Here is a 22952-nt window from a genome sequence, read left to right as displayed (position 1 = left end):
CCCACCGACACGGCCCGCGCCAGCGCGTGGGCTCGTGCCTGACCGGATTCACCATGACTGCTTTCGACAAACACCAGGTTTCCTGCTTCCGCTTCGTCCGTTGCGAATTCGCCGCGGACACCGGTGTGGCCCGGCTGGTCTACGCCTTCGATGACGGCCCGGAGATGGTGGAAACCGTCTCCGTGCCGGGGGCGCCGTTCGTGCTGGACGACGCGCGCGCGGCCGCCGTGCAGCGTGCGCTGCAGTTGCTGCACCTGATCGCGGGTGTCAGCTACTACAAGGCTGGCGTGCCGGCAACGGTCAGCATCGACAGCTATGCCATCGATGCCGGTACCGCAGCGCTGGTGGAGGCGATCTACCTCAATGGCCTGGGTGAGTTTGCCTATCGCAATGGCCTGAACCTGCGCGGGCGCTTCCGCCTGCCGGTGCAGGGCGAGGCCGTGCAGGCACCGGTGCTGGGCCTGAAGCCGCATGCGCTGGTGGCCATTGGTGGCGGCAAGGATTCACTGGTCAGCATTGAAGCGCTGCGCCGCGCCGGGGTCGATGAAACGGTGACCTGGATCGGCGGCTCGCAGCTGATCCGCGCCTGTGCCGAACGCACCGGCCTGCCCACGCTGAACCTGGGCCGCGCACTGGCGCCGGAGCTGTTCGAGCTCAATCGCCAGGGCGCCTGGAATGGCCATATCCCGGTCACTGCGGTCAACTCGGCGATCATGGTGCTGGCCGCGTTGCTGCAGGGCGTGGACCAGGTGGTGTTCTCCAACGAGCGATCGGCCAGCTACGGCAGCCAGATTCCGGGAACTGGTGAAGTGAATCACCAGTGGTCCAAGGGCTGGGCATTCGAGCAGGCGTTCGGCAACCACGTGCAGGAGCGCGTGGCGGCGGATCTGCAGTACTACTCGCTGCTGCGGCCGTTGTCCGAGCTGGCCGTGGCCCGGCAGTTCGCCAAGACCGACTTCTACGACGCGCATTTCTCCAGCTGCAACCGCAACTTCCACATCCTCGGCGAGCGTCCGGTGAACCGCTGGTGTGGCGTGTGCCCGAAGTGCCATTTCGTGTTCCTGGCGCTGGCACCGTTCATGCCGAAGACGCGCTTGGTGCGCATCTTCGGTCGCAACCTGCTGGACGACATTGAACAGGCCGGTGGCTTCGACGCGTTGCTGGAATTCCAGGACCACAAGCCGTTCGAGTGCGTCGGCGAAGGCCGCGAGTCGCGAGCGGCGATGGCGACCCTGGCGCAGCGCCCGGAGTGGAAGGAAGACGTGCTGGCGAAGCGCTTCTGCAATGAAATCCAGCCGCAGCTGGACGCCACCGAACTGGATCTGGCGCCCCTGCTGCAGCTGCAGGGCGAGCACCGCATTCCGGCGGCGCTGTGGGAACGGGTGCGTGAAGATTTCAGCGCTTGAGGGAAAGCGCGTTGCGCTGTGGGGCTGGGGGCGTGAAGGCCGTGCGGCATTTGCCGTGCTGCGTGAACGCCTGCCGACGCTGCCGCTGAGCCTGTTCTGCCCGGCAACCGAAGCCGAGGCCGCACGCGCGGAAACCCACGGGGGGCTGGATGTGCGCGGCGAGCCGTCGGCAGAGGCGCTGGCCGCGTTCGAGATCGTGATCAAGTCGCCCGGCATCAGCCCGTACCAGCCGATGGCGCTGGCGGCGGCGGAACGGGGCACGGCCTTCATCGGCGGTACTGCACTCTGGTTCGCCGAGCATGCGGCTGACGACGGCATCGTGCACGACACCGTCTGCGTGACCGGTACCAAGGGCAAGAGCACCACCACTGCGCTGGTCGCACACCTGTTGCGTGCAGCCGGCCATCGCACCGGCCTGGTCGGCAACATCGGCCTGCCGCTTCTGGAAGTGCTGGATCCTCGGCCCGCGCCGGAATACTGGGCGGTGGAACTGTCCAGCTACCAGACCGGTGAAGTGGCGCGCAGTGGCGCCCATCCGCAGGTGGCGGTGGTGCTGAACCTGTTTCCCGAGCATCTGGACTGGCACGGCAGCGAACAGCGCTACATCGAAGACAAGTTGCGCCTGGTAACCGAAGCCGCGCCACGCATCGCGGTGCTCAACGCGGCTGATCCGCACCTGGCCGCACTGCAGCTGCCGCACAGCGAGGTAGTCTGGTTCAACCAACCGCAGGGTTGGCACATGCGCGGCGACATCGTGCATCGTGGCGAGCGGGCCGTGTTCGATACCCGCAACACGCCGCTGCCGGGGCGGCACAACCGCGGCAACCTGTGCGCAGTGCTGGCCGCGCTGGAAGCGCTGGGCCTGGATGCGGCGGCTCTGGCGCCTGCGGTGCAGGATTTCCGTCCGTTGCCGAACCGCCTGCAGCGGATCGGTGTGGCCGATGGGCTGACCTACGTCAACGATTCGATCAGCACCACGCCACATGCCAGCCTGGCGGCGCTGGAGTGCTTCGCCGGCCAGCGCATCGCACTGCTGGTAGGCGGCCACGATCGTGGCCTGGACTGGACCGATTTCGTGCAGCACATGGCGCATGACCTGCCGCCGGTGGAGATCGTGACCATGGGCAGCAACGGCCCGCGCATCCACGCGATGCTGCAGCCGCTGGCCGACGCCGGTCGCTTCGGCTTGCATGCCGCCGGCGATCTGCCGGAGGCGATGGCCTTGGCGCGCGCCGCGCTGGACGGGCAGGGCGGCGTGGTGCTGCTGTCGCCGGGCGCGCCGAGTTTCGGTGCCTACCGTGACTACGTGGCGCGTGGCCGTCACTTCGCCCAGCTGGCCGGTTTCGACCCGGACAGCATCAGCGCGATCCCGGGGCTGGGGATCGCCTGAACCGCCGGTTCGGGGTCGGATCCCTTTTCCGCAGGAATGGGCTCCGACCCCATCCACGCGTGGCGTGGATCTACCATGGGCACATTCCCGGACGGATTCGAGAAGCCCGATGTGCACCTTCATCACCGTATTCCTGCCCAGCACACTGGAGCACGCTACAGCGGCCGCGATCTTCGCCCGCAGCGGCCGGCGTCTGTCCGCGCAGGCGTCGCCCAGCCTGCAGCAGGCGGTCGGGTCCGACTGGCTGCCGTGGCTCAGTGCCGCGCACTGCGACTGCGGTACTGCGCTGGGCTCGATGCGAGCCATGCCGGAGTGGAAGGGCGATGCGGAACGCTGGCGGAAGAAGGGCTGGAGCGAGGCGAAGATTGCCCGTGCACAGGCCGAGCAGTTGGCGCGGCATGAGCAGGATCAGCAGGTGCGCCGGGACGAAGCCTTGGTCGACGCCGGCCAGTGGCTGCAGCGTATCGACGCGCTGTTGCAGGCTGGCGCAGCGCGCGTCGGCCTACTGGTGCGTGATTATGATGGGGCTGTGGGCGCCCGGCAGCCGAAGCCACCGGAGTGTCGCTGGTCATGGGCGCAGTTGGCCGCTGCAGATCTGCTGGCGTTGGAGCGGGGCACGTTGCATTGGGTCGAACGCGGGTAGTGCCGGCCGCTGGCCGGCAACCCGCCGGGAAATTCATCCACGCATGGCAAGGATCTACTATTCCTCGTTGATGAACGCGTAATCGCCCTCGATCAGCTGCTGCAGGTAGGCATCGAAGCTGGCCGCGATCACCGCATAGCTGTCCGGATCGTGCAGGTAGCGCACCACCTGGCCGACGGTGCCGCCCGGCGCCGGGTTGAAATCCAGGTACAGCATCGAGGTGCCGCCGTTGTTCATGCAGTGCGAGAAGCACAACCGGCGGCTCATCGGCAGATCGGCGTCGATGCCTTGGCCCAGGATCTCCGGCTCGTCATCCAGCCATTCTTCGTAGATCGAGCGGATGCTGTCATCCCACTGCTGCTGGTCCTCGAAGATCTGCGCGACCGAGCGCAGGTAGTACGGGTAGCCGCCGTCCTCCACGTCCGAGCCGAGCATCAGCACGCAGACCTTGCCGCCGGGGTACTCCCGGTAGTGGGTGCCATCCACGCGCGACAGCAGTTCCACCAGGCTGTCCGGCACCTGCGGCCACTGCGCGCGCAGGCGTTGCAGGTCCCCGGCGCTGGCGCCCTGCACATGGGCCCACTGCGGGGCGTCGTCGGCAGGCAGCCGCGGGATCAGGCCAGACAGAAATCGATCGACAAGGTTCATGCGACAAGAAGGGGACGGAGGGGATTAAGTCGTATCCAACCACACCTGCGTCACGCCGCCAATGCAGAATGCGACGCGGGAGGGGCAATTGCGGCTTAATCCCCTCCGTCCCCTTTTTCTTGCGGAGCAGGCGCATGAATCGTTGGCGATGCGGTGTGGCGATGATGCTGGGGTTGGCAGCGATGCCGGCGTGGGCGGCGATGAAGACCCAGCCGGTGGAGTGGAAACACCAGGGTACGACCTTCAGTGGCGTGCTGGTCTATGACGACGGCGACAGCGACAAGCGCCCTGGCCTGGTGATGGTGCCGAACTGGAAGGGCGTGAACGAATCGGCCGTCGAGAAGGCCAAGCAGCTGGCCGGCGATGACTACGTGGTGCTGGTGGCCGATGTCTACGGCAGGGACGTGCGGCCAAAGACCGATGCCGAGGCCGGGCCGGTGGCCAGCAAGCTGCGCAACGACCGTCCCCTGCTGCGCGCCCGCGCGCTGGAGGCGGTGAACGTGCTCAAGGCGCAGGCTGGCAGGGTGCCGCTGGACGCCAGCCGGATCGGTGCGGTCGGCTTCTGCTTCGGCGGCACCACGGTGCTGGAACTGGCCCGTGCCGGTGCGCCGCTGGCCGGTGTGGTCAGCCTGCATGGCGGGTTGGGTTCACCGCTGCCGGCGCAGGCCGGTGGCAGCCATCCTTCAGTGCTGGTGCTCAACGGGGCCGACGACAGGAGCGTGACTGCCGAGGACATCGCCGCTTTCCAGAAGGAAATGGACGCGGCCAAGGTCGATTGGGAGTTCACCAACTACAGCGGCGCGGTGCACTGCTTCGCCGAGCGCGATGCCAACAGTCCGCCAGGTTGCCAGTACAACGAGCGTGCGGCCAAGCGCGCCTGGAAGGCGTTGGACGAGTTCTTTGAGGAGCGTTTCATGTAGTGCCGACCAACGGTCGGCACCACCCGCCCTGGTAGGTGCCGACCGTTGGTCGGCACGCCGCCATCAATGCGAGCGCTGCACTGCGTAGCGGGCCAGGCCACGCAGGGCGGCCACGGCATCGTTGTCGGCCAGGCCATCGAGCGCGCGCTCGGCAGCCTCGGCATATTCTTCGGCGCGACGGCGGCTGTACTCCAGGCCGCCGGTGGCGCGGATCGCGGCCAGCACTTCCGGCATCGCCGAGGCGTCGCCGTCCTGCACGATGGTACGCAGGCGCTCGCGGGTGGCGTCGTCGGAGTGGGCCATCGCATGGATCAGCGGCAGCGTCGCCTTGCCTTCGGCCAGATCGTCGCCGAGATTCTTGCCCAGCTCCTCGGCATTGGCCGAGTAGTCCAGCACGTCATCGGCGATCTGGAAGGCGTAGCCCAGGTGCATGCCGTAGTCGAACAGGGCCTGCTGGGTTGTTTCATCCACTCCGCTGGCCAGCGCACCCAGGCGGGTGCCGGCGGCGAACAGCACCGCGGTCTTGCGCTCGATCACGCGCAGGTAGGCGGCTTCGTCGGTGTCCGGATTGTGCACGTGCAGCAGCTGCAGCACCTCGCCCTCGGCGATGCGGTTGGTGGCATCGGCCAGGATCTGCATCACCGCCATGCGCTCCAGTTCGACCATCAGCTGGAAGCTGCGCGAGTACAGGAAGTCGCCGACCAGCACGCTCGGCGCGTTGCCCCAGAGCGCGTTGGCGGTGCTGCGGCCACGGCGCAGGCTGGATTCGTCCACGACGTCGTCGTGCAGCAGCGTGGAGGTATGGATGAATTCGATGATCGCCGCCAGCTGGTGATGTTCCGGACCGGCCTGGCCGACCGCGTGGCCGGCCAGCATCACCAGCATCGGGCGCAAGCGCTTGCCGCCGGCGGAAATGATGTGGTCGGCGATCTGGTTGATCAGCACGACATCCGAAGACAGCCGGCGCCGGATCAGGGCATCGACGGCGGCCATGTCGGCCGCGGCAAGCGACTGGATCTGGGGCAGGCCCAGGGCGGGACGGGTGTCTTCGGTGATGGTCATGCGATCAGGCTTTCAGGCTCACCGTTGATTATAGGCGCTACCCGTGAATTCCGTCGCATGCCGTGCTGGCCCGCCGCTGCGGCCCGGACGCGCCTGCCGCCCGCGTGAATACGTATGCAGGCTGTGCCATGCCCGGGAGGCCGCCGCTAAGCTTGCGGAATCAGGATTTCGGCCCGCTGCCGGCGGGTCCCGCATGCCCGGAGGGGGGCTGTCGATGTCGCACTATCCATGGTGGCGCGGAGCCGTCATCTATCAGATCTACCCGCGCAGTTACCTCGATGCCAACGGTGATGGGGTGGGCGATCTGCCGGGCATCATCCAGCACCTGGACCACATCGCCGCACTGGGCGTGGACGCGATCTGGATCTCGCCGTTCTTCAAGTCGCCGATGGCCGACTTTGGCTATGACATCGCCGATTACCGCGACGTCGACCCGCTGTTCGGCACCCTGGACGACTTCGACCGTCTGCTGGCCAAGGCCCACGGCCTGGGCCTGAAGGTGATGATCGACCAGGTGCTGAGCCACACCTCGATCGAGCATGCCTGGTTCCGCGAGAGCCGCCAGGACCGCAACAACCCGAAGGCGGACTGGTACGTCTGGGCCGACCCGCGCGAGGACGGCACCCCGCCCAACAACTGGCTGTCGCTGTTCGGCGGATGCGCCTGGCAGTGGGAGCCGCGCCGAGAGCAGTATTACCTGCACAACTTCCTGGTCGATCAGCCGGACCTGAACTTCCATCACCCGGATGTACAGCAGGCCACCCTGGACAACGTGCGCTTCTGGCTGGACCGCGGCGTGGATGGCTTCCGCCTGGATGCGATCAACTTCTGCTTCCACGACGCACAACTGCGCGACAACCCGGCCAAGCCCGCCGGCAAGCGGGTGGGCCGCGGCTTCAGCCCGGACAACCCGTACGCCTACCAGTACCACTACTACAACAACACCCAGCCGGAGAATCTGGCGTTCCTGCAGCGCCTGCGCGCCCTGCTGGATCAATACCCGGGGGCGGTCAGCCTGGGCGAGATCTCCTCGGAGGATTCGCTGGCGACCACCGCGGAGTACACCCGTGACGGCCGCCTGCACATGGGCTACAGCTTCGAGCTGCTGGTGGACGACTACAGCGCGGCCTACATCCGCGATACGGTGTCGCGCCTTGAAGCGGCGATGACTGAAGGCTGGCCGTGCTGGGCGGTGTCCAATCACGATGTGGAGCGGGCGGTCAGCCGCTGGGGCGGTCACCCGGCCGACCCGCGCCTGGCCCGGATGCTGGTGGCGATGCTGTGTTCGCTGCGCGGTTCGATCTGCCTGTACCAGGGCGAGGAGCTCGGCCTGGCCGAGGCCGAGGTACCGTTCGAGGCCCTGCAGGATCCCTATGGCATCGCCTTCTGGCCCAATTTCAAGGGCCGCGACGGCTGCCGTACACCCATGCCGTGGACCGATGCGCCGCTGGCCGGCTTCACCACCGGGCAGCCCTGGCTGCCGATCCCGGCCGAGCACCGGGCGGCGGCGGTGGCCGTGCAGGAGCGCGACCCGCACTCGGTATTGGCGGCTTTCCGTGCGTTCCTGGCCTGGCGGCGTAACCAGCCAGCCCTCCTGCATGGCAACATCAGATTCATTGAAAGCGCCGAGCCGGTGCTGCTGTTCGAGCGTATGCTTGCAGATGAAACCCTCCTGCTGGCCTTCAACCTGTCGGCCGAGGCGGTGAGCCATCCGCTGCCGCCTGGCAACTGGCAGCAGGTGGCGGTACCGGGCCCGGATGCGGGCATGGTGCAGGGCAATGAACTCCAGCTGCCGCCACGCGCGGTGTATTGCGCCCGGCGCAGCTGACCGTTTTCTCCGGTGGCGGTACTTGCGGGGACGGGGCCGACGCGCCCCGTCCCTTTTTTGTGGGCGGCATGGCCGGGCGCCGGTCGGTGGCCTGCCGGTGACCGGGCGAAAGAAAACCCGCTGCCTGCGCAGCGGGTTTCCGGTCCTGCTCCCTGGCTTCCGTCGCCGGGCATGGCCCGGCGCTACCGATGGGGTGGTTGCCGGCCAACGGCCGGCACGACCCGGTGGTGGTCAGAACTTGTAGTTGACGCCCAGCATGTAGGTGCGGCCCCACTCGATGTACTCCAGCGGGCGGTCCTTGCTGCCGGCATAGGTGCGGTACGGCTCATTGGTCAGGTTGCTGCCCTGCAGCAGCAGGGTCAGGCCGCGCAGGGCACTGCTGTCGCTGAAGGTGTAGCTGACCTGTGCATCGGTCACGTTCTCGCCCACCACGTAACGCAGGCTGCGGTTGCCGTTGAAATTGCCGATCTCGCCGATGAAGTCCGAACGGCGGCGCTGGCTCACGCGGGCCTCGAAGCCATTGCGCTCGAAGTAGGCGGTGAAGTTGTAGACGCGGTCGGACAGGCCGGGCAGGCTGATCGGATCGGTGCCGACGCTGGAGGCGCTTTCCGGGTCGAGGATCTTGATGTCACTCTTGTTGAACGTCGCGCTGGCCTGCACGCCGAAGCCACGCAGGCTGTCGGTCAGCATGTCCAGCGGGAACGACGCGGTCAGTTCCAGGCCTTTCAGCGTGCCGCCCTTGCCGTTCTGCGGAGCCGAGAAAGTACCGGTGGTGAGCACGGGCGTGGTCATGCCCGGCGGTGGCACGTAGCTGCCCAGCAGTTCGGTGAAGTCGTAGTCGTCTACCGACTGGGTATAGACGTAGCTCTTCAGGTCCTTGTAGAAGATCGCCGCGGCCACATAGGCCTTCTCGCCGAAGTACTTTTCGTAGGACAGGTCCAGTGCGGTCGCGCGCCAGGGATCCAGCAGGGGATTGCCGCCGCTGCCGCCGGGGCGGCCGGTGCTGGTGTCCACGCCGAACTCCAGGCCCGCGCGCATCTGGTCCACGCGCGGGCGCGCGACCTGCTTGGCGGCGGCAAAGCGCAGCGTCTGCTGGTGCGGGAACAGGAAGGCCAGGTTCAGGCTTGGCAGCCAGTCATTGTAGGTCCGGCCGTTCGAATAGGGCTGGATGTTGTTTCCGGCGGCCTGCGAGCTGTCCCAGTAACGCGAGTCCGAGCTCTGGTCGGTGTGCTGCATCTGCACGCCGATGTTGCCGCGCACGCCGACCACGCCGATGTCGGTATTGATGTTCAGGCGCGCCCAGGCCGTGGTGATCTTTTCCTGCACGGTCCACGACTTGGGAATCAGATAGTCCAGGTTGTCGACCGGATTGAAGGTCATGTAGCGCGCCACGGCGGCAGGCACGTTCCAGGCCGGAATGGTGCCGAGCCCGGCGAAGCCGAGGTTGACCGGATCGTACTGCAGGTCCGGGGCGATATTGGCATCGCCCTGTGCACCGAGCAGGATGTTGCCTTCGGACTGGGTTTTCACCTTGCGGCGATCTGCGTAGTTCACGCCGATGTCCAGGTCCGGTGCCCACGATGCCATCGCTTCAGGCAGCGCGATGGTCGCGGCCAGCTTGGCCCCCTTCAGCCGATCCTCCACCTTCGGCACCTTGCCGTAGCCGGAGCCGTAGATGGTGTTGGTCAGGAACAGCGCGTCAGGGTTGGAGTAGTCCAGACCCGGGCTGATCTGCGAGAAGCCGTCCTGCCGGATCGCCACGCCGATCGTATCCAGCTGCGGCATGGGAGTAAGTTGCAGGTTGTTCTCCAGGTTCAGCTCGTCACGCGTGGCCTTGGAGTAGTTCAGGTCGGCGACCAGTTTCACCCCGGCGAAGTTGAACTCGTTGTTCCAGCCGAAGGCGTCGATCTTGTCCTTGCGCTTGTTGTACATGCCGCGCACCAGCGGGTAGACGCCGCTGGCGGTGCCACCGGTGAAGGAGCCGTTGGCATTGATCTGCGGGTTGCTGATCAGCAGGCCAGGCATATAGCCGCCGTTGTAGTTGCTCAGGTTGAGTTCGAACTGGTTGGCGGTGTCGATCTGCTCGGCTTCGGTGTGGAACGCGTCGAAGGTGCTGGTCCAGCTGTTGTTCGGCCGGAACTGGATCGTGGCCATCACGCCGTCGCGCTTGTTGTTGCCGGTACGGCGCAGTGCCTTGATGCCATCGGAGAAGTAGGTGCCGGCACCCACGCCCGGGCGGTCGCCCTTGTCGGTATGCTCGGTGGTCCACGGCTCGTACAGGCCGACCTGGTTTTCCTGGATCGGCATGTCGCTGTGCGCATAGCCGATGGCGATGCCCAGGGTCTTGTCAAGGAACTGGTCGATGTAGCTGGCACTGAAGCGGTTGCCGAACTCATCGACGTTGGCGGCCTCGCCCAGCGAGCTCTTCTGCAGGCGGCCGCTGACCGCGATGACGCGGTCGGGGAAGCTCAACGGGCGCGCAGTCTGCATGTCGATGGTGCCGGAGAGGCCCTGGCCGACCAGTGCCGCATCAGGCGTCTTGTACACGGTCACGCCATTGACCAGCTCGGACGGGTACTGGTCGAACTCGACGCTGCGATTGTCGCCGGTACTGACCACTTCGCGGCCGTTGAGCAGGGTGGTGGCGAAGTCCGGCGACAGGCCGCGCACGCTGATCACCTGCGCACGGCCGGCCACGCGCTGCGCGGCCAGGCCGGGCAGGCGCGAGATCGATTCGGCGATGCTGACGTCGGGCAGCTTGCCGATGTCTTCGGCGGAGATCGCCTCGACCACCGAAGTGGCGTCCTGCTTGACCGCGATCGCGCTCTCGATGCCGCGACGGATGCCGGTGACCTGCACGGTGTCCAGGTTGGTGGCGGCGGTGCCGGCTGGCGGCGTGGTGTTCTGCGTGGATTGAGCCGAGGCCAGCGACGGCGCCAGCACAACGGCCAGCGCCAGACTCAGCGCGCTGCGCTTGTGGTTCAACATTTTCCCCTCCCAGGCAATGTTGCAGATCGATTTGTGAGCGTTCCGGCGGGGCCGTGAACGTGCGACGCGGTGGCCGCTGTCGTCGCCGCTATGGTAGGCAGCGCATACTTCGCGGGAATCACCCTGCATACGTATTCAATGGCGGATGCAGGGATGTAATCGCTTTCAGGTGTCTCGTTCTGTAGAGCCGAGCCCACGCTCGGCTGCGTTCTGGTGCTGCGCACCGCCGCCCGAGCGTGGGCTCGGGCGCTACAGGGACGCGCAGGCCCGAAAACGTTCAGTGAACAGGCGTGAAGCGGATGGCCTGGCCGCCGCCCGGTGCCAGCACCAGCGTCAACGCGTCGGTACTGGTGACCTCGCGGGTTTCGCGGGCGAACGCAAACGGGTTGCTGCGGAAGTCAGCATCCTCGCCATCACGGTAGACCTCGGCGCGATAGCGCACCCCCGGTTCCAGGAAGCCCAGCGAGACCGGCAGCACACGGCCATGCTCGTCGGTGATGCTGCCCAGGAACCAGTCGCGGCTGTGGCGGTCGCGGCGCACGATCGTCACGTAGTCGCCCACTTCGCCATCGAGCACGTGGCTCTGTTCCCAGTCCACCGCCACGTCCTCGATGAAGCGGAACGCTTCGCGGTGCTGCAGGTAGTGCTCGGGCAGGTCGGCGGCCATCTGGATCGGGCTGTACAGCACCACGTACAGCGCCAGCTGCCGCGCCAGCGTGCTGGGGATGGCCTGGCCGTGGCGGCCCTTCAGGCTGAGGATGCCGGGGGTGTAGTCCATCGGCCCGGCCAGCATGCGGGTGAACACCAGGTTGACCTCATGCTCGGGCGGATTCGGCGGCTGGCCCCAGGCGTTGTACTCCATGCCGCGTGCGCCTTCGCGCGAAATCCAGTTGGGGTAGGTACGACGCAGGCCGGTGTCCTTGATCGGCTCATGCGCGTTCACCGACAGCTGCCGGCGCGCGGCTTCCTGCACCACCTTCAGGTGATGGCGGGCCATGAACTGCCCGTCATGCCACTCGCGCCACAGCGGCCCACCGGCCGGGTTGCGACGGTCCACCTGGCCGTCGTCGCAGACGTAGCCGGTCTTGAACTGGTCCACGCCGAGCCGCGCATACAGGTCCAGCGCAGCGCCCAGCTGGTCCTCGTAGTGCTCGATGGCGCAGCCGGTTTCATGATGGCCGATCAGGTGCACGCCCTTCTTCAAGCCATACGCCGACAGCGCTTCGATATCGAAGTCCGGCGTGGCGCGGGTGAAATCGAAGTCGTAGCCGTTGCCCACCCACATGCCGTCCCAGCCCGGGTTCCAGCCTTCCACCAGCACGCCACGGAAGCCGTGTGCGGCGGCGAAGTCGATCACCTTCTTCGTCTGGGCGGTGGTGGCCGCATGCTTCGGCCCGGTCGCCCAGCTTTCATTGTCCAGGTGCATCGACCACCACACGCCCAGGTACTTGGCCGGCTTCACCCAACTCACATCGCCCAGTGCGTTGGGTTCGTTGAGGTTGAGGACCAGGTCCGATTCGACCAGGCCGCCGGCGCGGTCGGCGATCTGCAGCGTGCGCCACGGCGTGGCGAAGGGCAGGGCGCGGCGCACCTTCCACCCTTCGGCCGAGGGCGAGAGCTGCGCACGCAGGCGCTGGCCCTCGGTGCGGCGCAGCCACATGCCGGCGTAGTCCACCAGCGCGGCCTCGTGGATGGCCACGTGCAGGCCATCGCGGCTGCGCAGGGTCATCGGCGTATGCACCAGCGGCACCTCGCGCAGCGGCGTGCGCTGGTACAGGTATTCGTAGTGGATCGGCTCGCCGGCGGGAATCCACCAGGCAGTGGACTCTGGCGCGATGGCGAACTCGGTCAGTTCGTCGTCGATGATCGCCTCGCGCAGGTTCGGCTGTTCGGGGAACACGTAGCGGAAGCCGAGCCCGTCGTCGTAGACCCGGAACACCACATCCAGCCGGCGCTTGCCACCCGTGGTTTCGGCCAGCTGAACGGTCAGTTCGTTGAAATGGTTGCGGGTGACCCGGCGCTCGCCCCAAGGCTGCTCCCAGGTGTCATCGATGCTGCGCCGCTGCTGGCCCAGCAGGGCGAAATCGCGATCCAGGCGGCCGTCGCGCAGTGCGAAGCCGAGCTTCGAATCCTCCACCACGGTGTCGCCGAGGCGCTCGACACGGTAACGCGCGGTGCCGCCGTCCAGCACCAGGCTGACCTTGAGCACCTTGCCCGGTGATTCGACACTGGCGACCTGCGGGGCCGCGTATGCCAGCGAGGCCGCGCCCAGCAGGGCCAGGCCGAACAGGTGCGCGAACACCGTGCGTACAGCAATGGGTGACATCGGCATGGCCCCTCCCAAGGCACCGTTGGCCGATCCGGACCATAAGCCAGCGAGGCAGGCGTGCTGCCGCGCGATGCCATGAATACGTATGCAACTGGACGCAGCCGACAGCCCCGCGTCTACCATGGGACCAAGGCACCTTGAGGGAGGGGCCGCGCCCGCCGACCGGCAACGGTGTTGCGGACCTACAACGCGTGCAGAGAGGGAGGGAGGCCGACGGGCGCAAGCCGGTCCGCCGCTTCGATGCTGAAGATCATTTGCCTGACCGCTGCCCTGGGGGCAGCGCTGGAGTCGACCGCGCAGGCGGCCGACCTGCAATTCGACGGCCGCCATGCGCGTGCCGAAGCCGCTGCCAAGGGCAGCTTCGTGCTGCATGCGCGCACACCGGAAGGGCGCGGCGAGGTGCGCATCGCGCCCATGCCGATGCGCAGCCAGACCGGCAGCGTGATGTTCGATGCGTTGTTCGCGCTGGCCCAGCAGGAGCTGGACCAGGACCGCGTGGATGCGATCCGCGATCCGGCGTTCGACGAGGGCCGGCCGGTGCCGTGCGAATGCTTCCAGACCGGTGCGCGCTGGCCCTATGTCTGGACCCGCGATGTCAGCTTCGCCGCCGATCTGGCGCTGGCGCGGCTGGATCGGCAGCGCACCCGGCAATCGTTGCAGTTCAAGCTGTCGGCGGCCCGCGATGGGCATACCTCCGGCCTGTTCGTCGCACAGGACACCGGTTCCGGCGGCAGCTGGCCGATCAGCAGCGACCGCGTGGTGTGGTTCCTGGCCGCACGCCATCTGCTGGACGATCGCTCATTTGCCGATCAGGTCTGGCAGGCGCTGCAGGGCACGCTGGCACAGGACCGCGCGATGGTATTCGACATGCAGATGGGCCTGTACCGTGGCGAGACCTCGTTCCTGGACTGGCGCGAGCAGACCTATCCGGACTGGACCCGCGAGGATGTGCGCTTCATCGGTGATTCCTACGCGCTGTCCACCAACGTGCTGCACTACCAGGCGCTGCGCCTGGCCGAACGCCTGGCGGACCAGCGCGGGGATGCCCGCGCGGCCGAGTACAAGGCATGGGCCGATGCGTTGGCACGGCAGATCGATGCGCGCTTCTGGCGCGAGGATACCGGCCAGTACATGAGCTACATCGGCGAAGCCGCACACCCGGTGCCGTACGCCAAGATCGATTTGCTCGGCCTGTCGCTGGGCATCCTGGCTGAAGTGCTGCCGCCCGAGCGCGCGCGTCGCGCGCTGGCCGCCTACCCGATGGGGCCGGCCGGCAGCCCGGTGGTCTGGCCACAGGAAGCGCAGCAGCCGATCTACCACAACCGCGCCATCTGGCCGTTTGTCAGCGCCTACTCGCTGCGTGCGGCGCGGCAACTGGATGATGCGCCGCGCATCGCTGCCGAAATCCGCTCGCTGATGCGCGGTGCCGCGCTGGCCGGCTCCAACATGGAGAACTACGAGCTGGTGACCCAGGCGGTGCACGTGGACGAAGGGGCGCTCAGCGGCCCGGTGGTCAATTCCGAACGCCAGTTGTGGTCGGTGGCCGGTTACCTGTCGATGGTGATCGAGGGAGTGTTCGGCGTGCAGGACGATGGTCGCGTGCAGCCCAAGCTGCCGGCCGTGCTGGTGCCCGAATTGTTCGGCAAGCAACGCCGCATCTCCCTGGAGGCCAACGGCAAGCGTTATGTGCTGGAGCGGCCGAAGCAGGTGGGTGATGGCCTGCTGGTGGCGGGCAAGGTCACCACGCGCGGTGCCACCACCACCGTGCAGCTGGTGCCTGCCGCAGCAGCCACGCGCAGTGACACGACCACCGCCGATGCCAACGCGCGTGCACCTGCTGCACCGGCCGCGCCGCAGGCACGCCGCAATGGCAAGGGCTGGACCGTCGCGGTCGCTGCCGGCCAGGTGCTGTGGCAGGACGGTCGGGCGGTCACGGCCGACAACGGACTGGCACGCATCGGCGACGATGGCCTGCAGCATTGCCTCAGCCTGACCGCCCGCGAAGGGTCGCTGGAGTCGCTGCACAGCCCGATGCTCTGCATCGGTCCGCAGCAGCAGCTGAAGGGTGCAAAGCGCTGGCAGTTCACCTCGGCCAAGGCCGGGCAGGTGCGCTTGCGCCTGCAGTACCGCAACCCGAACGGGCCGATCAACACCGGCGTTACCGCTGCGGTGAAGCAGCTCGTGCTGCAGTGCCCGGGCCAGCCGTTGCAGCGGCATACGGTTACCTTGCCGCACAGCGTGGCCGTGCAGGATTCGACCTCGGCCACGTTCGCCGTACCCAGGGGCCGCTGCACGGCCACGCTTGAAGAAGGGTTCAACATGAGCGCGCTGCAGCACTTCGCGCACTACACTGGTGGCAAGGGCGGGCGCGAGGGCGTGCTGAACCAGGCCCAGGTGCAGGCGCTGAAACTGGCACCCGTTGCAGCCGCAGAGGTCGCACGATGAATCGCCCGGCCAAGCCGCAGCTGTCGTTCTGGCAGATCTGGAACATGTGTTTTGGTTTCCTCGGCATCCAGTTCGGCTTCGCCCTGCAGAACGCCAACGCCAGCCGCATCTTCGAGACGCTGGGCGCGGATATGGATGCGGTGCCGGGGCTGTGGATCGCGGCGCCGCTGACCGGCCTGCTGGTGCAGCCGGTGATCGGCTACCTCTCCGATCGCACCTGGACGCGCTGGGGCCGCCGCCGACCGTTCTTCATGATCGGCGCGGTGCTCACCACGCTGGCGCTGCTGGTGATGCCAAATTCGCCGACGCTGTGGATCGCTGCCGGTACGCTGTGGGTGCTGGACGCGTCGATCAACGTGTCGATGGAGCCATTCCGCGCCTTCGTCGGCGACCAGCTGGCGCCACGGCAGCGTCCGGCCGGCTACGCGATGCAGAGCTTCTTCATCGGCGTGGGTGCCATCGTCGCCAGCTTCCTGCCCTTCATCCTGGCCCACTTCGGCGTTGCCAACACCGCAGCCGCCGGGGAAGTGCCCGACACCGTGCGCTATGCGTTCTATTTCGGTGCGGTGGTGCTGCTGGCAGCGATCACCTGGACGGTGGTCAGCACCCGCGAATACTCGCCGGCAGAGCTGGCCGGTTTCGACGACGCCGAGCCTCCGGTACACCATGCAGCGGCTGCGATCAGCGGCCCGGCGCCGTGGACCCAGGTGCTGGCGTGGCTGGGGCTGGGCGTGCTGCTGGCCCTGCTGATCGCCTGGCGGCAGGGCGACAGGATGCTGTACGTGCTGGCGGGCCTGTGTGCCGGCTACGGACTGCTGCTGGCACTCGCACGCGCGTTGCCGGCCACCCACATGCTGGCCGCCATTGTAGGCGACCTGCGCGCGATGCCGGTGACCATGCGTCGCCTGGCCTGGGTGCAGTTCTTCTCGTGGTTCGCGCTGTTCGCCATGTGGATCTACACCACTGCCGCGGTGGCCGGTACCCATTTCGGTTCGACCGATCCGCAGTCGGCGGCCTACAACGAAGGTGCCAACTGGGTAGGCGTGCTGTTTGGTGCCTACAACGGCTTCGCCGCGTTGGCGGCGGTGCTGATCCCGCCGATGGTGCGGGCGATCGGCCTGCGCTGGAGCCACCTGGTCAATCTGTGGCTGGGTGGTGCGGGCCTGGTCTCGCTGATGTTCATCCACGATCCGCACTGGCTGCTGCTGTCGATGGTCGGCGTCGGCTTCGCCTGGGCGTCCATTCTCTCGCTGCCGTATGCGCTGCTGTCCGACAGCGTGCCGGCATCGAAGATGGGCGTGTACATGGGCATCTTCAATTTCTTCATCGTGATCCCGCAGCTGGTGGCGGCCAGTGCGCTCGGCTTTGCCCTGCGCGCCTGGCTGGGCGGCCAGCCGATGCAGGTGCTGGTGCTGGGCGGCTGCAGCCTGCTCGTCGCCGGGCTGTGCGTGCTGCGGGTTCCGTCCCGTCCGGAGGTGGTGTGATGCGTGGTGCGCTGTCTGTTGCTGTTTCCCTGGTGCTGCTGGCCGGCCATGCGGCGGCCGCGCCGCGCCCGGACTATGTCGGTACCACCGAGCCGTTCGCCAGCGATGCGGTGTACTTCGTGGTCACCGACCGTTTCGTCAACGGTGATCCGTCCAATGACCACCGTGACCAGGGCGGGCAGCATCGCACCTTCGATATTCCCGTGCCGTGCCCGGACAAGGTGGACGGCAACATCGGCTACCTCGGTGGCGACTTCCGCGGTGTGCTCGACAATGCGCAGTACATCCGCAGCCTCGGCTTCGGCGCGGTGTGGATCACCCCCATCGTCGACAATCCTGACGAAGCCTTTACCGGCAGCAAGCCGATCAGCTGCACCAGCACGCTGACCGACCGCGGCAAGACCGGCTACCACGGTTACTGGGGCATCAATTTCTACGAGCTCGACGAGCACCTGCCCAGCCGCGACCTGGACTTTGCCGGGCTGACCAAAGGCCTGCACGGCGCCGGCCTGAAGGTGGTGCTGGACATCGTCGGCAACCATGGCTCGCCAGCCTGGACCATGCCGACGCGGCAGCCGCAGTTCGGGCAGCTTTTCGACAAGGACGAAAAGCTGGTTGCCGACCACCAGAACCTGCCGCCGCAGGAACTGGATCCGAAGCACAACCCGCTGCATGCGTTCTACAACAACATCGGCCCGGTCGACGGCAAGGATGGTTCGATCTTCGACGGCAATCTGGCCGAGCTGTCCGACTTCAACCAGGACAATCCGGCGGTGATGGACTACCTGGTCGGCGCCTACCTGCAGTGGACCGCGCAGGGCGTGGACGCGCTGCGCATCGACACCATCGGCTGGCTGCCGCATCCGTGGTGGCATGCCTTCGTCAAGCGCATCCGTGCCGAGCACCCGGGCATGTTCATGTTCGGCGAGGCTTTCGACTACGATGCCGCGCGCATCGCCGAGCACACCTGGCCGGCCAACGCCAACGTCAGCGTGCTCGACTTCCCGTTGCGCGGCGCACTGGAGCAGGCCTTCGGCACCGCCGGCATGGGCTTCGAGACCCTGGCTGAGCCGCTGCACCTGAGTGGTGGTCCGTACGCCAATCCGTATGAGCTGATGAGCTTCTACGACAACCACGACATGCCGCGCCTGCAGGCCAGCGACAACGGCTTCATCGACGCGCACAACTGGCTGTTCACCGCGCGCGGCATTCCGGTGGTCTATTACGGCTCGGAGACCGGCTTCATGCGTGGCCGCGCAGAGCACGCCGGCAACCGGGCCTACTTCGGCCAAGCGCGCGTGGACGCCGCGCCGCAGAGCCCGATCTTCGCACCGCTTCAGCGCGTCGCCCGGCTGCGTGCAGCGACTCCGGCACTGCAGCGTGGCCTGCAGGTGAACGAGCGCCTGCAGGGCGACGAGGCGGTGCTCTTCCGCGTGCTGCAGCACGGTGGCGTGGCCCAGACCGCGCTGGTACTGCTGAACAAGGGCGACCAGGCCCGGACCTTCACGGTGGCGCGTTACGTCCAGGCGGGCCGCTGGCGCGATGCGCTGGACGGCGGTTCGGTGCGGGTGGACGGCGCGCTGAAGGTGGACGTGCCGGCGCACGGGGTGAAGGTCTATGTGCTGGATGCCGCCGTGCAGCAGCCTGCGCTGCAGGCCGAACTGGACAAGGCGATGGCCGACCAGCGGGCGCGGGACCAGCGTCTGGGGCGTTGATGGGCCTGGGCCGGGCGGCTGTAGTGCCGAGCCAATGCTCGGCCGCGCTTCTACGGAACGCAGATAGGGGCAGCCGAGCGTCGGCTCGGCTCTACAATAGGCCCCCTACCTCCCCGCCGTACCGCCATGACCGACCTCGCCCCGCAGACCCCGATCGAAACCCTGCTGAAGGCTGCGATGGACGGCGCGGTACCGATCCGCGGCTTCATGGAGGCCTTCGTTGCCTCCGAGGTGGTGCTGCTGACTGGCAGCCTGGTTACCCCCGACGGCAGCGGCTTCGATCCGCTGCTGTTCGACAAGCAGGGCACCCTCCATGTGTCGGTGTTCACCGATCCGTCGCGGGTGGGCATCTACAGCCAGCAGGCAGCGCACCAGATCCGCTGGCGGATGCTGGACGTGCTGCGCCGCGTGCCGGGCGGCTACGGCGTGGTGATCAACCCGGGCACGCCGCTGGGCTTCGAGATCTCGCCCAGCGGCATCGGCGAGATCCTCAAGGACTTCGCCCAGGGCTGATTGTCCTGTAGAGCCGAGCCCATGCTCGGCTGCCGTTCGCGCAATGCCGGATCGGTCGAGCACGGCTCGAAGCTACAGAACGCTTCCCTTCGGGTGCCGTACGCGATCCCCTTTGGATGACACCAGGATCGAGGCTCTGCCATGGAATTGAGGGAATTACCTGCCGGCTCACCGGCACGATCACGCCATTCCCGCTCCGCACTGATCTTCCTGATCGCAGCCATCGTCGCCGCGCTGGTGTCCGTGCCCCTGCTGCGCGCGGTGGGCATGGTGCAGTGGCCGGCATTCGTCATTGCCTGGCTGATCAACCTGGGCGCGGCTTGGCATCTGGCCCAGTGGGCGCACCAGCAGGGCCGTTCGGCGTGGGCATTCGGGTTGCCGGCGGCGCTCGGTACCGTCGCTTCGATCGTGGTCTATGTGCTGTTGGCGTTGCTGGGGCCGAAGGCCGGGGCACGCTGAACCTGCGCGCCTGTCGCGGGTAGTTTGCCGAGCACGGCTCGGCACTGGCACTAGGGTACGACCAAGCCAAACAACGCGGGCGAGGCCAAGAGCGATGCCGGCCCAGCGGCGCCTACCCGCGCAGCGACGATTCCCGCACCACCAGCTTCACCGGGATGCTCTGGCTGTCCACCGGCTGCCGGCCGATCAGCGCCAGAAGGCGTTCCACCAGCAGCTGTCCGGCCTGCTTGGTGTCCTGCTGCACGGTGGTCAGCGCCGGCGACACCGAGGCCGCCAGCGGGATGTCGTCGAAGCCGGTGACCGCCACGTCCTGCGGCACCCGCAGGCCGGCCTCGCGCAGGGCCCGCATCGCGCCGATGGCGATCAGGTCACTGGCCGCGCAGATCGCATCGACCGGCGTTCCGCGTGCCAGCAGTGCCTGGCAGGCGTCCTGGCCGGAAGCTTCGGTGGTGATCGCGTCGTGCTGCAGCCCCGGCTCGGCGCTCAGGCCGTGTTCCTGCAGGGCGGCGACATGGCCACGGTAGCGTTCCTGGAATTCGGGGTAGTGGCTGGAGGCATGGCCAAGGAAGGCAATGCGGCGGCAGCCCTGCCGCAGCAGGTGGGTGGTGATGTCATGCCCGCCCTGGAAGTTGTCGCTGCCGATCGAGACACCGGGCTGGCCGGGCAGGGCAGCGCCCCAGCGCACGAAGTGCGTGCCCTGTTCGACCAGCCGCTGCAGGCGGTCACGCGACTCATGGTAGTCGCCGTAGCCGAGCAGGATGATGCCGTCGGCCTTGTTGCTGTCTTCGTAATCGGCCTGCCAGTCGGTGGACAACTGCTGGAACGAGACCAGCAGGTCCTGCCCGTGCAGGGCGCAGGCGCGGGTGATCGAGCCCAGCATCGAATGGAAGAACGGGTTGATCAGCGAGTCGTCGTTGGTCGGGTCCTCGAAGAACAGCAGGGCCAGCGTGCCGGCATTGCGCAGGCGCAGGCTGGAGGCGTTCTTGTCGACCTTGTAGTTCAGCTCGCGGGCGATGCGCAGGATGCGCTCGCGGGTCTCGGCGTTGACCATCGGGCTGCCGCGCAGGGCCCGCGACACCGTGGGCTGGGAGACCCCGGCCAGGTGGGCGATGTCCAGGGAGGTGGCTTTGCCTTTGATGGTCATGGGCACGTAAAGGGGAGCAGGGGGCGATGCCGGGGCATGATGCCATGGGCAGAGGCGAATGCCCTCCGGTCCCCCGCGGGAGCGAGGGTAAGTCTTTGCCGGACAAGGAAATCGGTTCAATCCGTCGGTGTGGGCGGGGTCTTCTGACCGGGCAGAAGATGGCGGCAATGCTAAGATGCATCGTTCTTGCATTCCCCCAATTTCAACAGGGGCGGCCCAGCGTACTGCACCCCCGGCCGGGGACGTGCTATCACTGGCGGCCTGCCCCTGGACAACGGACGAAGGTACCTATGGCGCGCGGCATCAACAAAGTCATCCTGGTCGGCAATCTCGGCAACGACCCGGACGTGAAGTACACCCAGAGCGGCATGGCGATCACCCGCATCAGCCTGGCCACCACCAGCGTCCGCAAGGACAAGGATGGCAACCAGCAGGAACGTACCGAATGGCACCGCGTGGTGTTCTTCGGCAAGCTGGGCGAGATTGCTGGCGAGTACCTGCGCAAGGGCAGCTCGGTCTACGTCGAAGGCAGCCTGCGCTACGACAAGTACACCGGCCAGGACGGCGTGGAGAAGTACTCCACCGACATCGTTGCCGATGAAATGCAGATGCTGGGCGGCCGTGGTGAAGGCGGTGGTGGCAACTACGGCGGCGAGCGCCCGCAGCGCCAGCAGGCGCCGCGCCAGGAGTACGGTGGTGGTGGCGGCCAGCGTGGCGGCCAGGGCGGTGGCTATGGCAACCAGGGCGGCAACCAGGGCGGCGGTTACGGCAACCAGGGTGGCAACCAGCGCCCGCAGCCGCAGCAGGCTCCGCCGATGGACGACTTCGCTGACGACGATATTCCGTTCTGATCGAACGCCCGTTCGCAGCAGAAAAAGAAGGCCCCGCTCATGCGGGGCCTTTCTTTTTTCCTCGTCTCCTGCGGCGTTGTGCCGCGCAACATCCGTTTTCGTGCACCGCGACTTGCAAAGGATCAATTTCCTCCTCTATGGTGCAATCGATTGCATTGCAGCGAATCGTTGGCGTTCGACACCGGTTGGGAGGCCGGAAGGTAGATGTCCATCCGCTCGATCAGACCGGCCCCGCCCCCGGGCCTCACGCGGCGCGATGCGCTGCGCATGGCCGTCGCCAGCAGCGTGGCCCTGTGTACTGCGGGGGCGATGCCCGCATTGGCCGCCACTGCGCCGCTCAAGGGCAATCTGAAGCACGCCGTCGCACGCTGGACCTTCCCGCAGCTGCCCGTCGCCCAGCTCTGCGCGACGGTGAAGGACATTGGTTTTGCCGCCATCGATCTGGTCGGCCCCGAAGACTGGTCCACGCTGAAGGCTCACGGCGTCTACAGTTCGATGTGCAACGGCGCGGAGCTGGGCTTGACCAAGGGCTTTGCCGGCCGTGAGTTCCACGATGAGCTGGTGGAGCGCTACACGCGGCACATCGACCTGGTCGCCGACGCCGGCTACCGCAATCTCATCTGTTTCTCCGGCAACCGCAATGGCATGGATCCCAACGAAGGCATGGCCAATGCCGAAGCCGGGCTCAAGCGCATCCTCGGACACGCCGAGAAACGCGGCGTGGTGCTGGTGATGGAACTGCTGAATTCCAGGGTCGACCACCGCGATTACCTGTGCGACCACTCGGCCTGGGGCGTGGAGCTCTGCCAACGGCTCGGCTCGGACAACTTCGGCCTGCTCTACGACATCTACCACATGCAGATCATGGAAGGCGACATCATCGCCACCATCGGGAAACACCATGCCTGCTTCAAGCATTACCACACTGCAGGCGTGCCTGGCCGGCATGAGATCGGAGACCAGCAGGAGCTGAACTATCCAGCCATCTGCCGCGCGATCTGCGACACCGGTTTCGAGGGGTATCTGGCGCAGGAGTTCATGCCTGCAGCGCCCGATCCCGTTGGTTCATTGCGCGAGGCGATCCGCCTCTGCGACGTCTGAAACGATATCCACCCAGGTGAGAAACC

Annotated in this window: 17 protein-coding genes; 12 read left to right on the top strand and 5 right to left on the bottom strand. The window is 67.0% G+C overall.

From position 1 onward, the window contains the following. Window positions 1-53 precede the first annotated feature (53 nt). The 3 genes from murL (at window position 54) to A9K58_RS03875 (ending at window position 3439) form a co-directional block, all read left to right on the top strand. Window positions 54-1406 carry a UDP-N-acetyl-alpha-D-muramoyl-L-alanyl-L-glutamate epimerase gene (murL, locus tag A9K58_RS03885; RefSeq protein ID WP_065198078.1) on the top strand — a complete coding sequence of 451 codons (1353 nt, stop codon included), beginning with the start codon at window positions 54-56 and terminating at the stop codon, window positions 1404-1406. Further along, on the top strand, window positions 1387-2796 hold the full coding sequence (gene murD, locus A9K58_RS03880; protein WP_065198077.1) for a UDP-N-acetylmuramoyl-L-alanine--D-glutamate ligase: 1410 nt from the start codon (window positions 1387-1389) through the stop codon (window positions 2794-2796). The genes murL and murD overlap by 20 nt, the downstream gene beginning before the upstream one ends. Window positions 2797-2905: 109 nt before the next feature. After that, complete coding sequence (locus A9K58_RS03875; protein WP_065198076.1) at window positions 2906-3439, top strand: hypothetical protein; 534 nt, start codon at window positions 2906-2908, stop codon at window positions 3437-3439. 57 nt (window positions 3440-3496) lie between these two features. On the opposite strand, the gene A9K58_RS03870 is transcribed toward A9K58_RS03875, so the two are convergent. Continuing rightward, complete coding sequence (locus A9K58_RS03870; RefSeq protein WP_065198075.1) at window positions 3497-4087, bottom strand: SMI1/KNR4 family protein; 591 nt, start codon at window positions 4085-4087, stop codon at window positions 3497-3499. A 134-nt stretch (window positions 4088-4221) separates the two neighbouring features. Here A9K58_RS03870 and A9K58_RS03865 point away from each other — a divergent pair, with 134 nt between their 5' ends. Further along, window positions 4222-5007, top strand: coding sequence for a dienelactone hydrolase family protein (locus tag A9K58_RS03865; protein WP_065198074.1), 786 nt, complete (start codon window positions 4222-4224; stop codon window positions 5005-5007). 63 nt (window positions 5008-5070) lie between these two features. Here A9K58_RS03865 and A9K58_RS03860 read toward each other — a convergent pair whose 3' ends face one another. Continuing rightward, on the bottom strand, window positions 5071-6069 hold the full coding sequence (locus tag A9K58_RS03860; protein ID WP_065198073.1) for a polyprenyl synthetase family protein: 999 nt from the start codon (window positions 6067-6069) through the stop codon (window positions 5071-5073). 214 nt (window positions 6070-6283) lie between these two features. Between A9K58_RS03860 and A9K58_RS03855 the strand changes: the two genes are divergently transcribed. Further along, window positions 6284-7897: an alpha-glucosidase gene (locus A9K58_RS03855; protein ID WP_065198072.1), complete on the top strand. Its 1614-nt coding sequence runs from the start codon at window positions 6284-6286 to the stop codon at window positions 7895-7897. A 231-nt stretch (window positions 7898-8128) separates the two neighbouring features. On the opposite strand, the gene A9K58_RS03850 is transcribed toward A9K58_RS03855, so the two are convergent. Beyond that, window positions 8129-10885, bottom strand: a complete 2757-nt coding sequence (locus tag A9K58_RS03850) for a TonB-dependent receptor (protein ID WP_065198147.1) — start codon at window positions 10883-10885, stop codon at window positions 8129-8131. A gap of 277 nt (window positions 10886-11162) precedes the next feature. After that, window positions 11163-13211: a glycoside hydrolase family 97 protein gene (locus tag A9K58_RS03845; protein ID WP_155760425.1), complete on the bottom strand. Its 2049-nt coding sequence runs from the start codon at window positions 13209-13211 to the stop codon at window positions 11163-11165. Between the two features lie 243 nt (window positions 13212-13454). Between A9K58_RS03845 and A9K58_RS03840 the strand changes: the two genes are divergently transcribed. The 5 genes from A9K58_RS03840 to A9K58_RS03820 all read left to right on the top strand — a co-directional run bounded on the left by A9K58_RS03840 (window position 13455) and on the right by A9K58_RS03820 (window position 19830). Beyond that, window positions 13455-15659 carry a glucosidase family protein gene (locus A9K58_RS03840; protein WP_065198070.1) on the top strand — a complete coding sequence of 735 codons (2205 nt, stop codon included), beginning with the start codon at window positions 13455-13457 and terminating at the stop codon, window positions 15657-15659. Then, window positions 15656-17143, top strand: coding sequence for an MFS transporter (locus tag A9K58_RS03835; protein ID WP_065198069.1), 1488 nt, complete (start codon window positions 15656-15658; stop codon window positions 17141-17143). Before A9K58_RS03840 ends, A9K58_RS03835 begins: the two co-directional genes overlap by 4 nt. Continuing rightward, window positions 17143-18858, top strand: a complete 1716-nt coding sequence (locus tag A9K58_RS03830) for an alpha-amylase family glycosyl hydrolase (protein ID WP_065198068.1) — start codon at window positions 17143-17145, stop codon at window positions 18856-18858. The genes A9K58_RS03835 and A9K58_RS03830 overlap by 1 nt, the downstream gene beginning before the upstream one ends. A gap of 126 nt (window positions 18859-18984) precedes the next feature. Further along, window positions 18985-19371: an SseB family protein gene (locus A9K58_RS03825; protein WP_065198067.1), complete on the top strand. Its 387-nt coding sequence runs from the start codon at window positions 18985-18987 to the stop codon at window positions 19369-19371. 141 nt (window positions 19372-19512) lie between these two features. Beyond that, window positions 19513-19830 carry a hypothetical protein gene (locus A9K58_RS03820; protein ID WP_065198066.1) on the top strand — a complete coding sequence of 106 codons (318 nt, stop codon included), beginning with the start codon at window positions 19513-19515 and terminating at the stop codon, window positions 19828-19830. 112 nt (window positions 19831-19942) lie between these two features. Here A9K58_RS03820 and A9K58_RS03815 read toward each other — a convergent pair whose 3' ends face one another. Beyond that, window positions 19943-20974: a LacI family DNA-binding transcriptional regulator gene (locus A9K58_RS03815; RefSeq protein ID WP_065198065.1), complete on the bottom strand. Its 1032-nt coding sequence runs from the start codon at window positions 20972-20974 to the stop codon at window positions 19943-19945. 290 nt (window positions 20975-21264) lie between these two features. On the opposite strand from A9K58_RS03815, the gene A9K58_RS03810 reads away from it, so the two are divergent. Both A9K58_RS03810 and A9K58_RS03805 read left to right on the top strand, forming a co-directional pair. Next, window positions 21265-21825 carry a single-stranded DNA-binding protein gene (locus tag A9K58_RS03810; protein WP_065198064.1) on the top strand — a complete coding sequence of 187 codons (561 nt, stop codon included), beginning with the start codon at window positions 21265-21267 and terminating at the stop codon, window positions 21823-21825. Window positions 21826-22029: 204 nt separating this feature from the next. Beyond that, a complete protein-coding gene (locus tag A9K58_RS03805; protein ID WP_065198063.1) occupies window positions 22030-22926 on the top strand; it encodes a hydroxypyruvate isomerase family protein in 897 nt (298 codons plus the stop codon). Window positions 22927-22952 lie beyond the last annotated feature (26 nt).

Origin of the sequence: Stenotrophomonas maltophilia, from assembly GCF_001676385.1 — a bacterium.
Classification (GTDB): domain Bacteria; phylum Pseudomonadota; class Gammaproteobacteria; order Xanthomonadales; family Xanthomonadaceae; genus Stenotrophomonas; species Stenotrophomonas maltophilia_J.
This window is presented reverse-complemented; position numbering and strand designations above follow the sequence as displayed.